Consider the following 16,898-nt stretch of genomic DNA (forward strand, 5'->3'; position numbering starts at 1 on the left):
TTGGATTCCCGGTGGTGCCCGGCCCGCGTCGGGCCCCGGTCAGGACCAGCCGCAGCCGCTCCACGTGCGGGCCGACCACGTACGGGCGGACCAGGTCCGGGCCGACCACGTACGCCCGTCCCAGACGGCGTCGCTCCAGGTGCGGGCGGTCCAGCTCACGCCCGTCCAATTGTTTCCGGTCCAGGTGGCGCCCGACCACGTCCGTGACGTCCACGACGAGCCCGACCACGACGAGCCCGACCAGGTGCGGCCGTTCCACACCCCGCCCACCCAGGCCCGGGCCGTGATGCTCTTCGTCCACGCCGCGCCCATGATGTCGCGCTCGCCGGTCAGCTCGATCCCGGACACCGGGTCGGTGACGTGCGCCGACCCGCGGGCGCCCTCGAGCGTGCCGGTGCCCAGCGACGCCGACCACGTCTGCGTGTACGCCGGGGTCGGCGCGGCGGCCGCGGCCGCGATGTTGAGCTGGCCCGCGCCGGCCGAGATCGGGTCGGCGGCCGGCATCGTGTCCGTGGTGGTCGTCAGCAGCCGCTTGACCTGGTCCGGGGTGAGGTTCGGCCGCTGCTGCAGGAGCAGCGCCGCCGCGCCGGAGACCACCGCGGTCGCCTGCGACGTGCCCGACCCGCGGAACAGCCGCTGGTCCTTGTCGGTGGGCAGCAGCCCGGTCGGGTAGTTGCTGTCGATGTACGAGCCGGGTACGCGCAGCGACACCACCGACTTCCCGGCGGCCAGCAGGTCGGCGTGCCGGGTGGCGTTGCCGCGGGTGCTGAAGTCGCCGACGATGTCGTCGGTGCGGGTGGTGGTGCCGCGGGGGTCGGCGCCGCCGACCGCGATCACGTACGGGTTGGCCGCCGGCATCGAGACGCGCGTCGCGGCGGCGCCGTCGTTGCCGACCGCGACCACCACCACGATGCCCGCCCGCCAGGCCGCCTCGACGGCGTGCGACAGCGGGTCGAGCCGGGGATCCTGGGCCGAGTCGGTGCCGAACGAGAGGTTCAGGACGCGGATGTTCAGCCCCGGGTCGTTCCGGTGCGCCACCGCCCAGTCGATCGCGGCGATCACCTGCGAGACGTCCACGGCGCCGTCGGCGGCCGCGACCTTGAGGTTGATCAGCGTCGCGTCCGGCGCGACACCGGTGAACAGCTTGGGGTCGTCCTCCTTGCCGGCCTTCACCTTGGTGTCCCGGCCGGCGATGATCCCCGCCATGTGGGTGCCGTGCCCGAACGTGTCCAGGTACCGCGTCGCCGCGCCGTTCGACTCGAACGACAGGTCCGGGCCGTTGACGACCTTGCCCGCCGCGGTCAGCCCCTCGACCGGCGCGATCCCGGAGTCGATCAGCGCGACGCCGATACCCTTGCCGGTGACGGTGCGCCCGGTGGCATCCGTGGTCGTCCACACCTGCTGGGCGCCGTTGCCCGCCTCGATGTTGTAGAGCGAGTTCTCGTCGTTGTCGGCGCGCCACTTGGCTGCCTTCAACCGTACGGTGCCGTCCGGCGTCACCGACCGTACGCCGGCGGAGGTGCTGATCCTCGTGAGGGCGTCGGCGGGCACGGTCGCGGCGACGCTGTCGACGAGGTCGAGGCGGCGCGTGGTGGTCCCGCCGGCCGCCGCGACCGCCCGCTCCGCGGCCGCCGCGTCGGTGTAGCCGACGATGACGTCGGTCTGCGGGCCGTCATGGGTCCCGGCCGCGTTCGCGATCGTCGACGGCGTGAGCGCGACCAACGCGACCACGGTCGGTACGGCGAGCAGACGTGCCCACCAGCCTCGTGCCTGTGCAGCCATGAACCCGTCCTCCGGTGTCGGCTCCGACAACGGATCCAGCGTGCGGGAGCGGGTCGTACGCCGTCGTCGGCCCGCGGGCCGGTGCCCGTCGCGGGCCGGCGGACAGTCCGGTGCGGCCCCGGTTGCCGGCCGGTTGCGTCCGCTACACCGCCTTCACGTACCGGTGCGCCGGCACCCGGACCGCACCCGGGGCGTCCGGCGCGTGGTGGTCGAACAGCCCCTCGTCGACCCAGCCCTGACGCTCGTAGAACCGGCGCGCCCGGGTGTTACCGGCGACCACGGCCAGCCACGCCGCCCCGTGCCCGGCGGCCGCCACCTGCCGCTCGGCCTCTGCGAGCAGCACGCCCGCCACACCGCTCCCCCGGTGCGCGCCGGACACGTAGACCTGCTCCACCTCGTCGCCGACCACCATGACGAACCCGGCCACCTCCCCGTCGACGGTGGCCACCGTGGTACCGCCGGTCCGCTCGACGGCCCGGGTACCGAACGACTCCGCGGTGCGGATCGCCACCAGCTCCTCGGGCACGTGGCCGAGGTGACCGTCGCGCCACCCGTCCCGCCAGATCCGGGCCACCACGTCCGCGTCACCGGCCACCGCCGGCCGCACCAGCACCTCTCCCACCCCCCGACCCTACCGACAGCCCGTCCCGCTCATCCGCGAACGCCAAGCCCCAAGTCGATCTTGCAGTTGTGCCCGCCCTTTCGCCGGAATTCACCCGTTTTTCGGCGAGCACAACTGCAAGATCGACGCCGAGGGCGCCGCAGCCAGGCGGGCTCAGACGGACGTGAGGATTGCCACGCAGGCGTCGTCGTCGGTCGGGTCGGCGGGGAGCATGCCGGCCAGCACAAGGTCCAGCAGATCGCGCGCGGACGCCGTGCCGGCCTCGCGGTGCGACCGCGCCAGCACGTGGAGCAGGCGCCGGATCTCGGTGCCGACCCCGTCGTCGCGGCGGTCGACCAGCCCGTCGGTGTACAGGCACAGCGCGGCGCCCGGCCGCATCGGCAGCTCCTCGACCGGATACTTCGGCACCGGCGTCACGCCGAGGGCCGGCCCCGGCCAGCCGGTCGGAATCACGTCCGGGTCGTTGTCCGGACCGCCCGGCAGCACCAGCAGCGGCGCGAGGTGCCCGGCGCTGGCGACGCGGAGCAGGCCGGCGTCGGGGTCGAAGTGGACGACCGCGGCGGTCGCGTGCGCGGTGTCGCGGAACGTCGCGGTCATGAACCGGTTGAGCCGGGCCAGGATCCGGCCCGGGTTCGGGTCCTCGATCGCGTACGCGCGCAGGGCCGCGCGCACCGGTCCCATCACCGCGACCTCGTGCCGGCCGTGCGCGACCACCCCGCCCACCGCGACCACCATGCCCCCGCCCGGCGCGGCCAGCGCGTCGTACCAGTCGCCGCCGGAGTCCAGCCGGTCGGGCACGGCCCGGTAGGCGGCGGCGACCCGCGCGCCCCGCACGTCCGGCAGGCGGTCGGGCAGCAACTCGCGGTGGAACCGGTCCACGAGACGGCGTTCGGCCCGGCGATCGGCGGTGACGGCGGCGTCGATCCGGACGTCCTCGATGCCGGTGACGTCGTGCGCGACGCCCCACACCGGATCGTCCACAGTGGACGGCCGGCACGAGACGACGAAGTGGCGCACCACGCCGTCCCGCCCGGCCAGCCGCAGCGGGAAGCGCCGGTCCCGCCCGGTACGCATCGCGCCCGCCACCACGGCCGTCGCGCGGCGGGCGTCGGCCGGATGCGCGCGCCGCCACAGGTCGCCCGGGCTCAGCATCGCGGCCGGCAGCCCGAGCAGGTCGGCCAACCGTCCACTGAGGACGATCAGGCCGGTGCGACGGTCGAACTCCCAGCCGCCCGCGATCGTCACCCGCTCGGTCTCGGCCAGCCGGTCGGCCAGGTCGGCCGCGTGCCGCCGCACCGCGTCCAGGTGGCCGGACGTCACGGCACCGGGCCGGGTCCGCATCGTCCCGGTCACGTCCTCCACCACGGCGACCAGGTCACCGGCCGACGAGTCGGTGGTCGGGTGCAGGCGCACGTCGAGCCAGCGCGGACCGAGGCCGACGCGGCGCGCGGCGACCCGGTAGGCCCGCCCTCCCCGCGGCACGCCGGCCGTCACGACGCCGTGCAGGCGCTCCCGGTCGGCCGCGTCGAGCCACGCCAGCCAGCCGTGCCCGAGCAGACACTCGACCGGCAGCCCGGCGATCTCGGCCAGGCGCGGGTTGACGTACGTCGCGGTCGCGTCGCTGTTCGCGAGCACCACGCCGACGCGGGTCGACTCGACCACCGCGCGCAGCCGGTCCTCCAACCGCGTCAACGCCGTGGACTTCTGCAGCAGCTTGCGCTTGAGCGCCCGCCGGTGCTCGTCGACGAACGGCTCGACGCTCATCACCGGCGACTCCGCGGAGCCGGACAGCAGCGCGTCGATCGTCGCCAGCACCACGGCCGGCCGCGCCGGTTTCACGATGACGTCGCGCACGCCGCACGCCCGCGCCAGCGTCTCGATCTCCTGCTCGTCGTAGTGGGCGGTGCTGAACGCGATCGGCACGTGCCGCGTCGCCGGGCTGCTGCGCAGGAGCCGGGCCAGTTCGTACCCGTCCAGGTCGCCGGGCATGATGATGTCGGTGATCACCGCGTCGGGCGGATCGGTCTCGGCGAGCCGCACGGCCGTGCCGCCGTCGGCCGCCTCCCGCACCTTGTGTCCACGATGGACCAGCAGCGTCCGCAGGTAGGTGCGGTTCGTGGCGTCGTCGTCGACGACGAGTACGGTCGCCATCCGTCTCCGCTCCCCCTGCCGCATCGGTCGCTGCGAAGCATGACGGGTGGTCACCGGCGTTGGGAACGGTGGTCACCTGATCGGGGCATCCGGCGGGCATTTCCGGGACGCGCACCGCGCCCTCGGGGCACACTCCGCCACTGGATCCCCAGGAGGTGTGCCGATGCATGTCCCGACGCAGCGCATCACCTCGCCGCCGCACTCCGACGACGGCGGGGCCAAGTGGTGGGCGATGCTGGAGGCCGCGCCGGACGCGATCGTGGCGGTCGACCGCACCGGCCGCATCACGGTCGTCAACGCGCAGACCGAGCGGCTGTTCGGCTACGACCGCGACGAGCTCGTCGGGCAGCTCGTCGAGGTGCTCGTGCCGCCGCAGGCGCGCGACGTCCACCCGTCCCATCGCCAGCGCTATCTCGCCGAGCCGAAACCGCGCCCGATGGGCGCGGGGATAGAGCTGTCCGCGATGCGCCGCGACGGAACCCAGTTCCCGGCGGAGATCTCGCTGTCGGCCATCGAGACCGCCGACGGCGCGCTCGTCGCGGCGGCGATCCGCGACGTGTCCGAACGGGTCCGGTTCGAGCGCCAGCTCCGCGAGAAGAACCTGGAACTGGAGAAGGCCAACAAGGCCAAGGACGCGTTCCTCGCCAGCATGAGCCACGAACTGCGGACGCCGTTGAACGCGATCATCGGCTTCACCGGCACCCTGCTGATGGGCCTGCCCGGCCCGCTCAACGAGGCGCAGGAGCGCCAGCTCCGGCTGGTCGAGACCAGCGGGCAGCACCTGCTGTCGCTGATCAACGACCTGCTCGACCTGGCGAAGATCGAGTCGGGCAAGGTCGAGATCAGCCCGCAGACCATCGACTGCCGGTCGGTGCTCGAGGAGGTCGTGCAGTCGATGCGGCCGATGGCCGAGCAGAAGGGCATCACGCTGGAGGCCGACGTGCCCGCGACCGGGTGCCTGGTGACCGCCGACCGGCGCGCCCTCGGCCAGATCCTCATCAACCTGGTGCACAACGCGATCAAGTTCACCGACTCCGGCGGCGTGCGGATCGGACTGACCCCGCCGGAGCATGACCTGCCGTGGTCGGTGACGGTGGCCGACACCGGTCCCGGCATCGATCCCGGCGACCAGGGCCGCATCTTCGGCGCCTTCGAGCGGAGCTCGAAGGGCGAACGGGAAAGCGCCGAGGGGACCGGGCTGGGGCTCTACATTTCGCACAAGTTGGCCGAGCTGATGGGCATGCGCATCGCGGTCGACAGCCGCACCGGCGAGGGCAGCGTGTTCCGCGTCGGGCCGGAGTGACGGCGGTGGGTGCCCGCATCCTGATCGTCGAGGACAACCCGCAGAGCCTCGAACTCATGAGCTACCTCCTCGGCGCCCACGGCTACGAGGTGTGCTGCGCGGCCACCGGCGCCACCGCGGTCGACGCCGGTGGGTCGGTCACCGTCGACCTGGTGCTGCTCGACCTGCAACTGCCCGACATCGACGGTTACCAGGTCCTCCGCGAACTCCGCGCCCGCGGCACCGCCGTGAAGATCATCGCCGTCACGGCGGTGGCGATGGTCGGTGACCGGGAACGCACGCTCGCCGCCGGCTTCGACCACTACATCCCCAAGCCGATCAACCCTCGCACGTTCGTCGGTGAGGTCGAGGCGTGGCTGCCCCCGGCGCTGCGCGGCCGCCGCGCCGGACCCGCGGCGGCTAGCCGCCGGCGCTCCGGGCCCGCGGGGTGGCGCCCGTCAGGCGCTGCAACAGGATGAACGCGAACAGCAGCCCGCCGATCACGATGCGCGTCCACCACGAGTTGAGGGTGCCGTCGAACGTGATGAGGGTCTGGATGACGCCCAGCACGAGCACGCCCAGCACGGTGCCGAACACGTAGCCGGAGCCGCCGGTGAGCAGCGTTCCACCGATCACCACCGCCGCGATGACGTCGAGTTCCATGCCGATCGCGATCAGCGAGTCGCCGGACAGCGTGTAGAAGCTCAGCAGGATGCCGCCGATCGCCGAGCAGAACCCGCTGATCGTGTAGACCGCGATCTTCGTCCGCCCGACCGGCAGGCCCATCAGCATTGCCGACTGCTGGTCGCCGCCGATCGCGTAGACGTTGCGCCCGAACCGGGTGTACGCGAGCACGGCCGCGCCGATCAGGACCACGACGAACACCACGATCACGCTCGGCGAGATGAAGTTGTCGCCGAACCGGATCCGCGACTGCGCGGCCTTGACCCAGAACTCGTTCTTGATCGGGATGGCCTCGTCGCTGATGAACGTGCACATGCCGCGGGCGAAGAACATCCCGGCCAGCGTCACGATGAACGGCTGGATCTCGAAGTAGTGGATGATGCAGCCCATCAGGAAACCGAGCGTCGGCCCGATCGCCAGCGCGATCACCAGCACCACACCGGCCGGGACGCTGCCGCTCTCGAGCAGCCACGCCGACACCATCGCGGTCATCGCGACGACGGATCCGACCGACAGGTCGATGCCGCCGGTCAGCAGCACGAACGTCATGCCGACCGCGACCACAAGCACGAACCCGCGGTCGATGAAGATGTTGAGCAGGACCTGCGGGTCGGAGAACGCCTGGTACTGGGAGATGCCGATCACGTACATCACGACCAGCAGGACCGCGGTCGCGATCACCGGCACGAACCGGCGCGGCACGTGGAAACCGGGCTTCTGCCGGGTGGCCTCGACGGTGGTCATGCGTTCACTCCCACCTTGGTCAGGTCGGTCGTCGGCGCGGCGGTGGGTGGTCGCCGGCGACGGCGGCCCAGCGCCGCGCGGAACTTCGGCGCCTGGATCAGGCACACGGCGATGACGACGAGCGCCTTGAACAGCAACGAGGTCTGCGGGGAGATGTTCATCGCGTACACCGTGGTCGTCAGGGTCTGGATGAGCAGGGCGCCGAGCACCGTGCCGCTGATCGAGAACCGACCGCCGGCGAGCGACGTGCCGCCGATGACCACCGCCAGGATCGCGTCGAGTTCGATCCACAGGCCGGCGTTGTTGCCGTCGGCGCTGGACACGTTCGACGTCACCATGAACCCGGCGATGCCGGCGCAGAACGCGCTGAACGCGTAGACGAACAGCATGAACCGCCGCGACCGGATGCCGGCGAGCCGGCTCGCCTCGGCGTTGCCGCCGACCGACTCGATGAGCATGCCGAGCGCGCTGCGGCGGGTCAGCGCCCACGTGAGCGCGGTGACCGCCGCCGCGATGAGGATCGCGAACGGGACGGCGAGCACGTAGCCGGCGCCGATCAGCTTGTACGGCGAGCTGTTGATCGTGATGATCTGGCCCTTGGTGATGAGCTGGGCCAGGCCGCGCCCGGCGACCATCAGGATCAGCGTGGCGATGATGGGCTGGATCCCGATGCCGGCGACGAGCACGCCGTTCCAGATGCCGAGCACCGTCGCCACCAGCAGGCCCAGCACCACGGCGATCAGTACACCGCCGACGGCGTTCTGGTCGGGCTGCTTGCTGATGTACAGGCATGCGATCGCGCCGGAGATCGCCACCACCGAGCCGACCGACAGGTCGATGCCGCCGGTGGCGATGACCATCGTCATCCCGAGCCCGACCAGGATCAGCGGCGCGCTCAGCCGCACGATGTCGATGAGGCTGCCGTACAGGTGACCGTCGCGCATCTCGATCGACACGAAGCTCGGCCGGTAGATCACGTTGGCGACGATCAGCCCGACCAGCACCACGACCGGCCAGAACAGGTGGTGCGCGGACAGCACCTTCCAGCGGGCGCTCATTCGCTCGTTCATGGTTGCGCCCCGCTCGCGATGACCTCCATGACGCGGTCGGCGTCGAGGGTGTCGTCGTTGGTCAGTTCACCGACCGCCGCGCGGTCGCGCATCACGACCACCTTGTGGCTCAACCTCAGTACCTCTTCCAGTTCCGCCGAGATGAACAGCACCGCCATGCCGCCGTCGGACAGTTCCACCACGAGTTTCTGGATCTCGGCCTTGGCGCCGATGTCGATGCCGCGCGTCGGCTCGTCGAGGATCAGCAGCCGCGGCTCGGTGATCAGCCACCGCGCCAGCACGACCTTCTGCTGGTTGCCCCCGCTGAGGTTGCGGACCGGCAGGTCGGGGTTGGCCGGACGGATGCTCAACGCCTTGATGTACTTGTCGACCAGCTCGTCCTGCCTGCGGCGGGGCACCGGACGCGCCCAGCCGCGCGCGGCCTGCAGCGCGAGGATGATGTTCTCCCGCACCGTCAACTCGGCGACGAGGCCCTCGGCGGCCCGGTTCTCCGAGCAGTACGCCACGTCGCGCCGGATCGCGGCGACCGGGGTGCGCAAAGCCACCTGCTTGCCGTCGATGCGCAGGTGTCCGGTGTCGGCCTTGTCGGCGCCGAAGAACAGCCGGGCCAGTTCCGTGCGGCCGGAGCCGAGCAGACCGGCGAGGCCCACCACCTGTCCTTTGTGGATGGTCAGGTTGAACGGCGCCACCGCGCCCTTGCGCCCGAGGCCGTCGGCCTGCGCGACCACCTCGTCGCGTTCCAACGCGGCCGGTGGACGCTTGTCGGCCTCCTCGATCCGGTCGAGCACCTCGAGTTCCTTGCCGATCATCCGCTCCACGAGGGCGAGCTGCGGCAGGTCGGCGGTGGCGTACTCCCCCACCAGCCGGCCGTTGCGCAGCACGGTGATCCGGTCGGAGACCTCGTAGACCTGGTCGAGGAAGTGGGTGACGAACAGGATCGCGATGCCGGCGTCCTTGAGGCTGCGCATGACCCGGAACAGCTGCGCCACCTCACCGGCGTCGAGGCTCGACGTCGGCTCGTCGAGGATCAGCACCTTCGGGTCGAGGTCGATGGCCCGCGCGATCGCGACCATCTGCTGGACGGCCAGCGAGTAGGTGTCGAGCCGCCGGTTCACGTCGAGGTCGAGTTCGAGCCGGCCGAGGAGCTCGCGGGCCTTGCGCCGCAGCGTGCCCCACCGGATCCGGCCCAGCGACCGGGGCTGGCGGCCGAGGTAGATGTTCTCCGCCACCGACAGGTTCGGGCAGAGGTTGACCTCCTGGTAGACGGTGCTGATCCCGGCCGCCTGGGCCCGCAGCGGCCCCGTGAACCGCACGGGCTCGCCGGCGAGCACGATCGAGCCGGCGTCGGCCTCGTAGACGCCGGTGAGCACCTTGATGAGCGTCGACTTGCCGGCGCCGTTCTCACCCATCAGGGCGTGCACCTCGCCGGGCAGCAGCCGGAAGTCCACCCCGGTGAGGGCGGTGACGCCGGGGAACGTCTTGTCGATCCCCGTCATCGAGACGATCGGCATCGTGTCGGCAGGCATCGTGTCGGCCAGCGTCGTGTCGGCCATGTGAACGGACCTCCAGCCCGGGTCCGGTGCCGCCCGCGGATCGCGGGCGGCACCGGGTCGTTCGGTCAGTACTGACGGGTGGGCAGCGCGGCCTTCGCCTGCTCCTGCGTGAAGGTGGTCTCCTGGGTCTCGATCCGCGCCGGGACCGATTCACCCTTCTTGACCTTCTTCACGAGCTCCATCAGCTGTGGGCCGAGGAGCGGGCTGCACTCGGCGATGAAGTTGAACTTGCCGTCGGCGAGCGCCTGCATGCCGTCCTTCACCGCGTCGATGGTGATGATCTTGATGTCCTTGCCGGGCACCTTGCCCGCGGCGGTGATCGCCTCGAGCGCGCCGAGACCCATGTCGTCGTTGTGCGCGAACAGCACGTCGATCTTCGGGTTGGCCTTCAGGAACTGCTCCATGACGGCCTTGCCGCCGGCCCGCTCGAAGTTACCGGTCTGCGAAGCAATGATCTTGAGCTTCGGGTTGGCGGCGATCGCGTCGGCGAAGCCCTTCTTGCGGTCGTTGGCCGGCGCGGAACCCGTGGTGCCCTGCAGTTCGACGATGTTGACGTCAGCCGTGGCGCCCTTCATCTCGTTGACCAGCCAGTCCCCGGAGGCCTTCCCCTCCTTCACGAAGTCGGAGCCGAGGAATGTCTTGTACAACGTCTTGTCCGGGGTGTCCACCGCCCGGTCGGTCAGGATCACCGGGATGCCGGCATCCTTGGCCTCCTTGAGCACGGTCTCGAAACCGGTCTCCACCTTGGGCGAGAACGCGATGACGTCGACCTTCTGCTGGATGAAGTTGCGGATCGCCGTGATCTGGTTCTCCTGCTTGCCCTGCGCGTCATCGAACTTGAGGTCGATGCCGGCCTTGGCCGCCGAATCCTTGATCGAGGTGGTGTTGGCGGTCCGCCAACCACTCTCCGCGCCGACCTGCGAGAAGCCGAGTGTGATCTTCTCGTCGGCCGCGGAACCCGAGTCGCCGCCGGTGTCGCTGTTGTTGCACGCCGCAAGGCTCATCGCGAGCAGGCCCAAAGCCACGCCCGCACAGACCTTCCTGAGCATTCCTACTCCTGTTCACGTCAGTGGGTGGTGTGGGCGGTCCAGCGACCGCCGACGCTGTTGCCGGCTCTGTCGCCGAGAGAGGCGACCTGTGAGCGTTCACAGCGGGTGACGGAACTCCTCCTTCGTATCGGGGTGGCCGGTGGGTGGTGGGCCGCGGCCGTTACGCCGCCGCGGTGCGGGAACTTTCCCGCGGGATCAGGGTCGGTGTCAGCAGGATCCGCACCGGTTCGGCGCCGCGTTCCCGCTCTTTCCGGTCGCCGATCATGCGGACGAACAGGCCGATGCTCAACCGGCCCATCTCGGTGAAGTCCTGCTTGACCGTCGACAGTGGAGGGATCATGTAGGCCGCCTCGGGCACGTCGTCGAAACCGACGACGCCGACGTCGTTGGGTATCCGCCGGCCGGCCTCGAACAGCGCCCGGAGCAGGCCGAGCGCCATCTGGTCGTTGCCGCAGAACACCGCCGTCACCGAGCGGTCGGCGGCCAGCACACGGCCCAGTTCGTAGCCGGACCGCGCGCTCCAGTCGCCGGTGAGCGCGTCGGGTGTCGGCGCGCCGGCCTCGACGAGCGCCCGCCGCCACCCCAGCCGCCGCTCGCGGGCGTCGGGGTAGCCGACCGGGCCGCCGATGTGGTGCACCGTGCGGTGCCCCTGGGCGAGCAGGTGCCGGGTGGCGACCGCGGCACCGGAGACGTTGTCGACGCCCACGAACGGCACCGCCGCGCCGCTGCCGACCCCGACCGCCACCGTGATGACGCCCGAGGGCACGGCCACCAGCGCGTGGACCGCCTCGTCGTGCGGGACCACGCCCACGATCCCCTCGACCGACTGCTCCTCGAGCCGGGAGACCGCTTCGCGCACCGCCCGCTGGGTCAGCGTGTTGATGCTCGCGACGCTGACGAAGTAGCCGGCCGACCGGGCCGCCTGCTCGATCGCGTACACCATCGACGCCGGGCCGAACAGCGTGCTGTCGACCGTGACGATGCCGATCGTGTTCGACCGACGGGTGACGAGCGTGCGGGCCGCCGAGTTGGGCTGGTAGTTGAGCTGACGCATCGCGTCGAGCACGCGTTGCCGCGTCTCGGCGCGCACGTTGGCGTGGGCGTTGACGACCCGGGAGACGGTCTGGTGGGAGACGCCGGCGAGCCGGGCGACGTCCATCATGACCGGCACGCGGGGCCGCCGCCCGTCGGTGAACGGCAACGGCGGGCCCGGAACGGCCGAGCCCGACACGGGCAGGCTCGGCACGGGCAGGCTCGTCGCACCGTCCATACGGACCTCCGGGCTGTTTCGGGGCTGTTACCGCCCCGTCAGTGTTAGCGTTCACACCTCGGCACGTCAAGACACCGTCACACACTTGAAATCGACGACTACCAGCCCTCCCGTGGATCTTGGAGCGCCCCAACTCCAAGATCCACGGTAACCGTTCGTGGCGGCCCGACCCGGGGTTTCAGCCGAGCCGGAACACCGTCGCCGCACCGGTGGTCAGCCGGCCGCTCTCGTGCCGCAGGTACGTGTTCGCGTCCGCGACGACCTGCAGCGTCACCCCGCTGCCCGACGCGGTCCGCCGGAAGCTCGCCTGCCCGGCCCACGCGGCGCCGCTCTCCACCGGATCGATGCGCACCGTTGTCCCGGACACCCGGACGTAGCGGTTCGGGAAGTTGACCGACTGCAGCGACTCCGTGCCCGCGCCGGCGAACCCGGGCACGAACCGGAACTGCGTGTCGGCCAGCTGCCGCACGCCCGCCTCCACCCGCAGCACGTAGTCGTAGTGCCGCACGTGACTCGCCGGCGCGTCGGCCGGTGACAGCCGCACGATCGGCCCGCCCTTGCCCACCGGGACGCCGAACAGCGGCGTGCCGTCGGCGTGCCAGTACAGCCGCTGCACGCGGGTGTGCCGGTTCGGGTCGTAGAGCGGGTCACCGGTGATGTCGCGGTAGTCGCGGGCGTGGTAGACGAGCACGTCGGTCACGCCGTCCTCGGCGACGGTGAACGTGTTGTGTCCCGGCCCGTACTGCGACGTGTTGGCGTTGGTGCCGAACACCGGGTCGGGCGTCTTCACCCAGCTCGAGGTGCTGAGCAGGTTCGCTGAAGCCGACGCGGTGAGCAGCCCCATGCAGTACCGGGCGTCGGTGGCGCTGGCCGAGAACGTCAGGAACACCCGCCCGTTGCGGACGATGACGGCCGGCCCCTCGTTCACCCGGAAACCCTGGATCTCCCAGCTTCTCGTCGGCGTCGCGATGCGCACCGGCTTGGTGGCCAGCGCCAGCGGCGAGCTCATCCTGGCGATGTAGAGGCTGGAGTTGACGGCGATCTCCGGCTCGCTCTGCGCCCAGACGAGGTACCTCTGTCCATTGTGGGCGAACGTGGTGGCGTCGAGCGAGAAGCTGTCCCACTCGGTGACGATCTGGCCGCGCAGCACCCAGCCGGCCGCGTCGAGCGGGTCGGCCCGCGCGGACTCCAGCACGTACATGCGGATCCGGAAGACGTTGTCCGAGTCGCCGGCCGCGAAGTAGATGTACCAGCGGTTGTCGATGCGGTGCAGCTCCGGTGCCCAGATGTGCCCGCCCATCCGGCCCGACGCCGGCCGCCGCCACACGACGGTCTCGGCCGCGTTCGTGAGACCCGCGAGCGTGGACGCGCCCCGCACGACGATCCGGTCGTACTCCGGCACCGAACCGGTGAAGTAGTACATCCCGTTGGTGCGCGGCGTGATGAACGGGTCGGCCCGTTGCGTGACGAGCGGGTTCACGGTCGTCACCCCGTAGATCTCCGCGTCGGTCCGCAGCAGGGCCGGCGCCTCCGCGGACGACGGCCCGGTGAGAGCGCCCGCGGCCGCGACGCCGAGGCCGCCCTGCAGCACGAGGCGCCGGCTGATGTGTGGGTTCATGGCTACCTCGTTCGGATCCGGAGGAACGTGACGGAGTTCGGCGGGTACGTGCGGGTGAACGCCGATCCCACCCGCACATTGCTGGTGACCGGCTGGATCGGCTCGCCCGAGCGGGTGTTCTGCTCCCCCGGGTCACCGGTGATGACGGTCATCCGGGCGGTGTCGCGCACCCGCTGCCGACCCAGGTCGATCCGCGTGACGGCCGGCGTGTCCTGCGCGTTGACCACCTTGACGATGAGCTCACCGGTGCGGTCGTCGCGCGTGACCACCTGTGCGAACGGCTGGCTCACCTGGTCGTCGGTGAAGCTGCCCCACTCCTGCCCGTTGAGGAACAGCCGCACGGTCGTCCCGCGCACCTCGATCCGGATGTCGTACGTGACACCGGCTTCGACGGAGTTCGGCTTGGCGATGACGATCGACTTGCTGCCGCCGGCGCCCTTCTGGATCGCGCCCTGCGTGTTGTTCCAGCCGCCGAGGTTCCACCAGTACAGTTCGCCGCTGTCCTGCACGCCGAACGCGACCAGGAAGCCCTCGGCACCGGAGAGCTTGGTGGCCTTGAGCGTCAGGTCGTAGTCGGTGGCGGTGATGTTGCCAGCCTTGACGAGCGTGTCGAGCGCGGCGGTGTCGGACTGCTGGTACTGGCCGTCGACGACGCTCCAGGCGCCGCGCGGCTCCACCGACGTCCACTGGCCGGCGCCGTTCGCGAAGTCGTCGCGGAACAGCACCGCGCCGTCGGTACCGGTCACCTGGACGTCGTCGTAGCGGGCGGCGGTGGCCCACGTCGACAGCCCGACCGCGCCGGTGATCCCGCGCGGCTGGATCACCGGGCCGGTGAACCGGCTGGGCACGGTGCGGTCGCCGACGTTGTTCATGAACAGCTTCTGCATCTGGTAACTGGTGGTGCCCCACGACTCGTCGTTGTCGAACCAGATCAGGTCCGGCCGCCACTGCACGTGGTCGATGTTGGCGAGCAGCGGCGCGTACGCGGCCATCTGCACGACGTCGGCGTTGCGTTCCAGGCCGGTCATGTAGTGCGCCTCGGCCAGCGAGTTGAACAGCTTGTTGTCCTGCGAGGCGAACTCGCCGAGGAACACCTTCGGACCGGCGCGGTCGTAGCTGTCGTAGCGCGCGTTGTTCTGCAGGAACCAGCCCGGGGTGTTGTAGTAGTGCTCGTCGACCATGTCGACGCCGGCCTCCCGGTTGAGCGCCCACAGCCGGTCGAACGTCGCGCCCGTGTCGTCCGGCCCGGAGTTGCCGACCACCGTCACCGTCGGGTACCTCGCCTCGATCGCGGCGCGGAACCGCAGGAAGTTCGCGAAGTACTGGTCGGGCAGGTTCTCCTCGTTGCCGACCGCGACGTGGGTGAGGCCGAACGGCTTCGGGTGACCCATCCGCGCCCGCAGGCCGCCCCAGGTGCTGCTCACCGGCCCGTTCGCGAACTCGACGAGATCGAGGGTGTCCTGGATGTGCCGTTGCAGCAGCGCCTCGTCGTTCGTCGCCCGGTTCTGCCCGCACCCGGTGACCAGGGCCGGCACCACCGGCAGCGGCATCGCGCCGATGTCCTCGGAGAACTGGAAGTACTCGAAGTAGCCCAGGCCGTAGGACTGGTTGTAACCCCAGAAGTTGCGGTTGGTGGCGCGCTCCTCGACCGGCCCGACCGTGTCCTTCCACTGGTACGACCGCGACCGCTCGTAGTTCGACGCGGCGTCGTACCCGTAGTGGCTGTTGGTGTTCACGAGGCAGCCGCCGGGGAAGCGCACGAAGCCCGGCTTCAGCGCGGCGATCTTCTCGGCGAGGTCGCGCCGCAGGCCGTTGGCCCGGTTGCGGAACGTGTCGCGGGGGAACAGCGAGATCATGTCGAGCTTCAGGGTGCCGGTTCCGGCCGCCCGCACCGAGAGGCGGCCGGCGTCGGTGTCGCGCCACGCGGTGAGCGTCCCCGTGTATTTGGACCAGGAATTGCCGCGCACCGTGAACGCGATCGGCGCGGCGAGCGCCGCGCCGGAAGTGTCGTGCAGGGTGACGCCCAGCGGCGTGCCCGCCGCGGCGTCGGTGCGCGCCCATACCGAGAAGTCGTAGCGGCCGCCCGCCTTCAGCGCGAACCCGGTGTTCCAGCCGGAGTTGGTGACGCCGTAGCCGCCGCCCTCCACAGTGGACAGTGCCAGGTTCAGGTAGGTGCGGTTGCGCTCGTTCAGCCGGGCGTCGTCGTTGACCGTGGTGGCGGTTCCGCCGGTGCCCACCGGCGTCCACGCGGTCAGGCCGGTGTACGCCTGGTTGTCGACCGGCAGGAACTCGAACGACCGGTTGCGCACGAGCTCGCCGTACAGGCCGCCGTCGGCGGCGAAGTTGATGTCCTCGAAGAAGACGCCGTACATGGTGTCGGGGATCGCGGTTCCGGCACCGCGGGGGTCGACGGTGATCGTGTACGCGGGGTCCGGCTCGGGTGCCCGCGCCTGCGCCGGCACGGCTCCCACGGACCCGGCCAGGGCCACGATCGCCAAACCGACAAGTCTTTTCGCCCGGGGCATGGTGGTCCTCCGGTGTTTTGTGAACGTTAACAAGCGGGAACAGTATCCGCTGGCCATAGCCCGTCGTCAATGCTTTGACACGTATCTGCAAAGACACCGTTCGGGGTTCCACCGGTGCCGGGTGTTCCGAAGGATGGGACCAGGCAGCGCACCGGGCGCTGCGTCCCGAAAGGACGTGTATGGAAATGTCACGGACGAGACGAGCACTCGCGGTCACCCTCGCGGCCGCAGCCGCGACAGTCGCGACCGCCCTTCCCGCCCGGGCCGACGGGGGCCCAAACACGACCGCAGCCTGCGTCGTCGGCTACCTGTGCATCCAGCCGGCCGGGGGCACCAGCCCGATCCTGGTGAAGGAGGGCGCGTCCCAGGAGTTCAAGGGCGGGCTCGTCGCCTCCTCGCTCACCAACCTCACCAAACTCGACTACTGCGTCACCGGCTCCCTCAACTTCGGGATCGCCTCCGGCGCCACGATCAACCGCATCACGACGGTCAACGCCGTGGCCCCGTCGAAGGGTGCCTGCCTGCACTGAAAATCGATCCTGGAGCCT

At 70.7% G+C, this 16,898-nt stretch carries 13 protein-coding genes; 3 read left to right on the top strand and 10 right to left on the bottom strand.

All coding sequences use genetic code 11. The features are described from left to right. Positions 1-39: 39 nt before the first annotated feature. The 3 genes from Vau01_RS10145 to Vau01_RS10155 form a co-directional block, all read right to left on the bottom strand. Positions 40-1,782, bottom strand: coding sequence for a S8 family serine peptidase (locus tag Vau01_RS10145; protein WP_203989743.1), 1,743 nt, complete (start codon positions 1,780-1,782; stop codon positions 40-42). A 142-nt stretch (positions 1,783-1,924) separates the two neighbouring features. Next, a complete protein-coding gene (locus Vau01_RS10150; protein ID WP_239151467.1) occupies positions 1,925-2,404 on the bottom strand; it encodes a GNAT family N-acetyltransferase in 480 nt (159 codons plus the stop codon). A 153-nt stretch (positions 2,405-2,557) separates the two neighbouring features. Continuing rightward, positions 2,558-4,555 carry a SpoIIE family protein phosphatase gene (locus Vau01_RS10155; protein ID WP_203989750.1) on the bottom strand — a complete coding sequence of 666 codons (1,998 nt, stop codon included), beginning with the start codon at positions 4,553-4,555 and terminating at the stop codon, positions 2,558-2,560. A gap of 163 nt (positions 4,556-4,718) precedes the next feature. On the opposite strand from Vau01_RS10155, the gene Vau01_RS10160 reads away from it, so the two are divergent. Together Vau01_RS10160 and Vau01_RS10165 are read left to right on the top strand one after the other, a co-directional pair. Then, the gene (locus Vau01_RS10160) at positions 4,719-5,858 is read left to right on the top strand and encodes a sensor histidine kinase (protein WP_203989752.1); all 1,140 of its coding nucleotides are present in this window, start codon (positions 4,719-4,721) and stop codon (positions 5,856-5,858) included. A gap of 5 nt (positions 5,859-5,863) precedes the next feature. Continuing rightward, positions 5,864-6,316, top strand: a complete 453-nt coding sequence (locus Vau01_RS10165) for a response regulator (RefSeq protein WP_203989754.1) — start codon at positions 5,864-5,866, stop codon at positions 6,314-6,316. Here the strand turns inward: Vau01_RS10165 and yjfF are convergent. The 7 genes from yjfF to Vau01_RS10200 form a co-directional block, all read right to left on the bottom strand. After that, on the bottom strand, positions 6,258-7,265 hold the full coding sequence (gene yjfF / locus Vau01_RS10170) for a galactofuranose ABC transporter, permease protein YjfF (RefSeq protein WP_203989755.1): 1,008 nt from the start codon (positions 7,263-7,265) through the stop codon (positions 6,258-6,260). The genes Vau01_RS10165 and yjfF overlap by 59 nt on opposite strands. Continuing rightward, positions 7,262-8,335: an ABC transporter permease gene (locus Vau01_RS10175; RefSeq protein ID WP_203989757.1), complete on the bottom strand. Its 1,074-nt coding sequence runs from the start codon at positions 8,333-8,335 to the stop codon at positions 7,262-7,264. The genes yjfF and Vau01_RS10175 overlap by 4 nt, the downstream gene beginning before the upstream one ends. Then, positions 8,332-9,888: a sugar ABC transporter ATP-binding protein gene (locus Vau01_RS10180; protein WP_239151468.1), complete on the bottom strand. Its 1,557-nt coding sequence runs from the start codon at positions 9,886-9,888 to the stop codon at positions 8,332-8,334. The genes Vau01_RS10175 and Vau01_RS10180 overlap by 4 nt, the downstream gene beginning before the upstream one ends. Before the next feature lie 65 nt (positions 9,889-9,953). Beyond that, positions 9,954-10,937 carry an ABC transporter substrate-binding protein gene (locus tag Vau01_RS10185; protein ID WP_203989759.1) on the bottom strand — a complete coding sequence of 328 codons (984 nt, stop codon included), beginning with the start codon at positions 10,935-10,937 and terminating at the stop codon, positions 9,954-9,956. Positions 10,938-11,097: 160 nt separating this feature from the next. After that, positions 11,098-12,207 (bottom strand): LacI family DNA-binding transcriptional regulator, encoded by a 1,110-nt coding sequence (locus Vau01_RS10190; RefSeq protein WP_239151469.1) that lies wholly within the window; start codon positions 12,205-12,207, stop codon positions 11,098-11,100. Between the two features lie 178 nt (positions 12,208-12,385). Further along, positions 12,386-13,825, bottom strand: coding sequence for a family 43 glycosylhydrolase (locus Vau01_RS10195; protein WP_203989761.1), 1,440 nt, complete (start codon positions 13,823-13,825; stop codon positions 12,386-12,388). Positions 13,826-13,827: 2 nt separating this feature from the next. Then, entirely contained in the window at positions 13,828-16,314 is a 2,487-nt protein-coding gene (locus Vau01_RS10200; RefSeq protein WP_239151520.1) for an alpha-L-arabinofuranosidase family protein, read from the bottom strand. 215 nt (positions 16,315-16,529) lie between these two features. Between Vau01_RS10200 and Vau01_RS10205 the strand changes: the two genes are divergently transcribed. After that, positions 16,530-16,880: a hypothetical protein gene (locus Vau01_RS10205; RefSeq protein ID WP_203989766.1), complete on the top strand. Its 351-nt coding sequence runs from the start codon at positions 16,530-16,532 to the stop codon at positions 16,878-16,880. Positions 16,881-16,898: the final 18 nt, after the last annotated feature.

Origin of the sequence: Virgisporangium aurantiacum (assembly GCF_016863635.1) — a bacterium.
GTDB lineage: Bacteria > Actinomycetota > Actinomycetes > Mycobacteriales > Micromonosporaceae > Virgisporangium > Virgisporangium aurantiacum.

What these genes read in the sequence shown, in the direction of transcription:
- Vau01_RS10145 (WP_203989743.1), bottom strand. Translation starts at nt 1,782, where the DNA reads ATGGCTGCACAGGCACGAGGCTGGTGGGCACGTCTGCTCGCCGTACCG.
- Vau01_RS10155 (WP_203989750.1), bottom strand. Translation starts at nt 4,555, where the DNA reads ATGGCGACCGTACTCGTCGTCGACGACGACGCCACGAACCGCACCTAC.
- Vau01_RS10160 (WP_203989752.1), top strand. Translation starts at nt 4,719, where the DNA reads ATGCATGTCCCGACGCAGCGCATCACCTCGCCGCCGCACTCCGACGAC.
- yjfF (WP_203989755.1), bottom strand. Translation starts at nt 7,265, where the DNA reads ATGACCACCGTCGAGGCCACCCGGCAGAAGCCCGGTTTCCACGTGCCG.
- Vau01_RS10175 (WP_203989757.1), bottom strand. Translation starts at nt 8,335, where the DNA reads ATGAACGAGCGAATGAGCGCCCGCTGGAAGGTGCTGTCCGCGCACCAC.
- Vau01_RS10180 (WP_239151468.1), bottom strand. Translation starts at nt 9,888, where the DNA reads ATGGCCGACACGACGCTGGCCGACACGATGCCTGCCGACACGATGCCG.
- Vau01_RS10185 (WP_203989759.1), bottom strand. Translation starts at nt 10,937, where the DNA reads ATGCTCAGGAAGGTCTGTGCGGGCGTGGCTTTGGGCCTGCTCGCGATG.
- Vau01_RS10190 (WP_239151469.1), bottom strand. Translation starts at nt 12,207, where the DNA reads ATGGACGGTGCGACGAGCCTGCCCGTGCCGAGCCTGCCCGTGTCGGGC.
- Vau01_RS10195 (WP_203989761.1), bottom strand. Translation starts at nt 13,825, where the DNA reads ATGAACCCACACATCAGCCGGCGCCTCGTGCTGCAGGGCGGCCTCGGC.
- Vau01_RS10205 (WP_203989766.1), top strand. Translation starts at nt 16,530, where the DNA reads ATGGAAATGTCACGGACGAGACGAGCACTCGCGGTCACCCTCGCGGCC.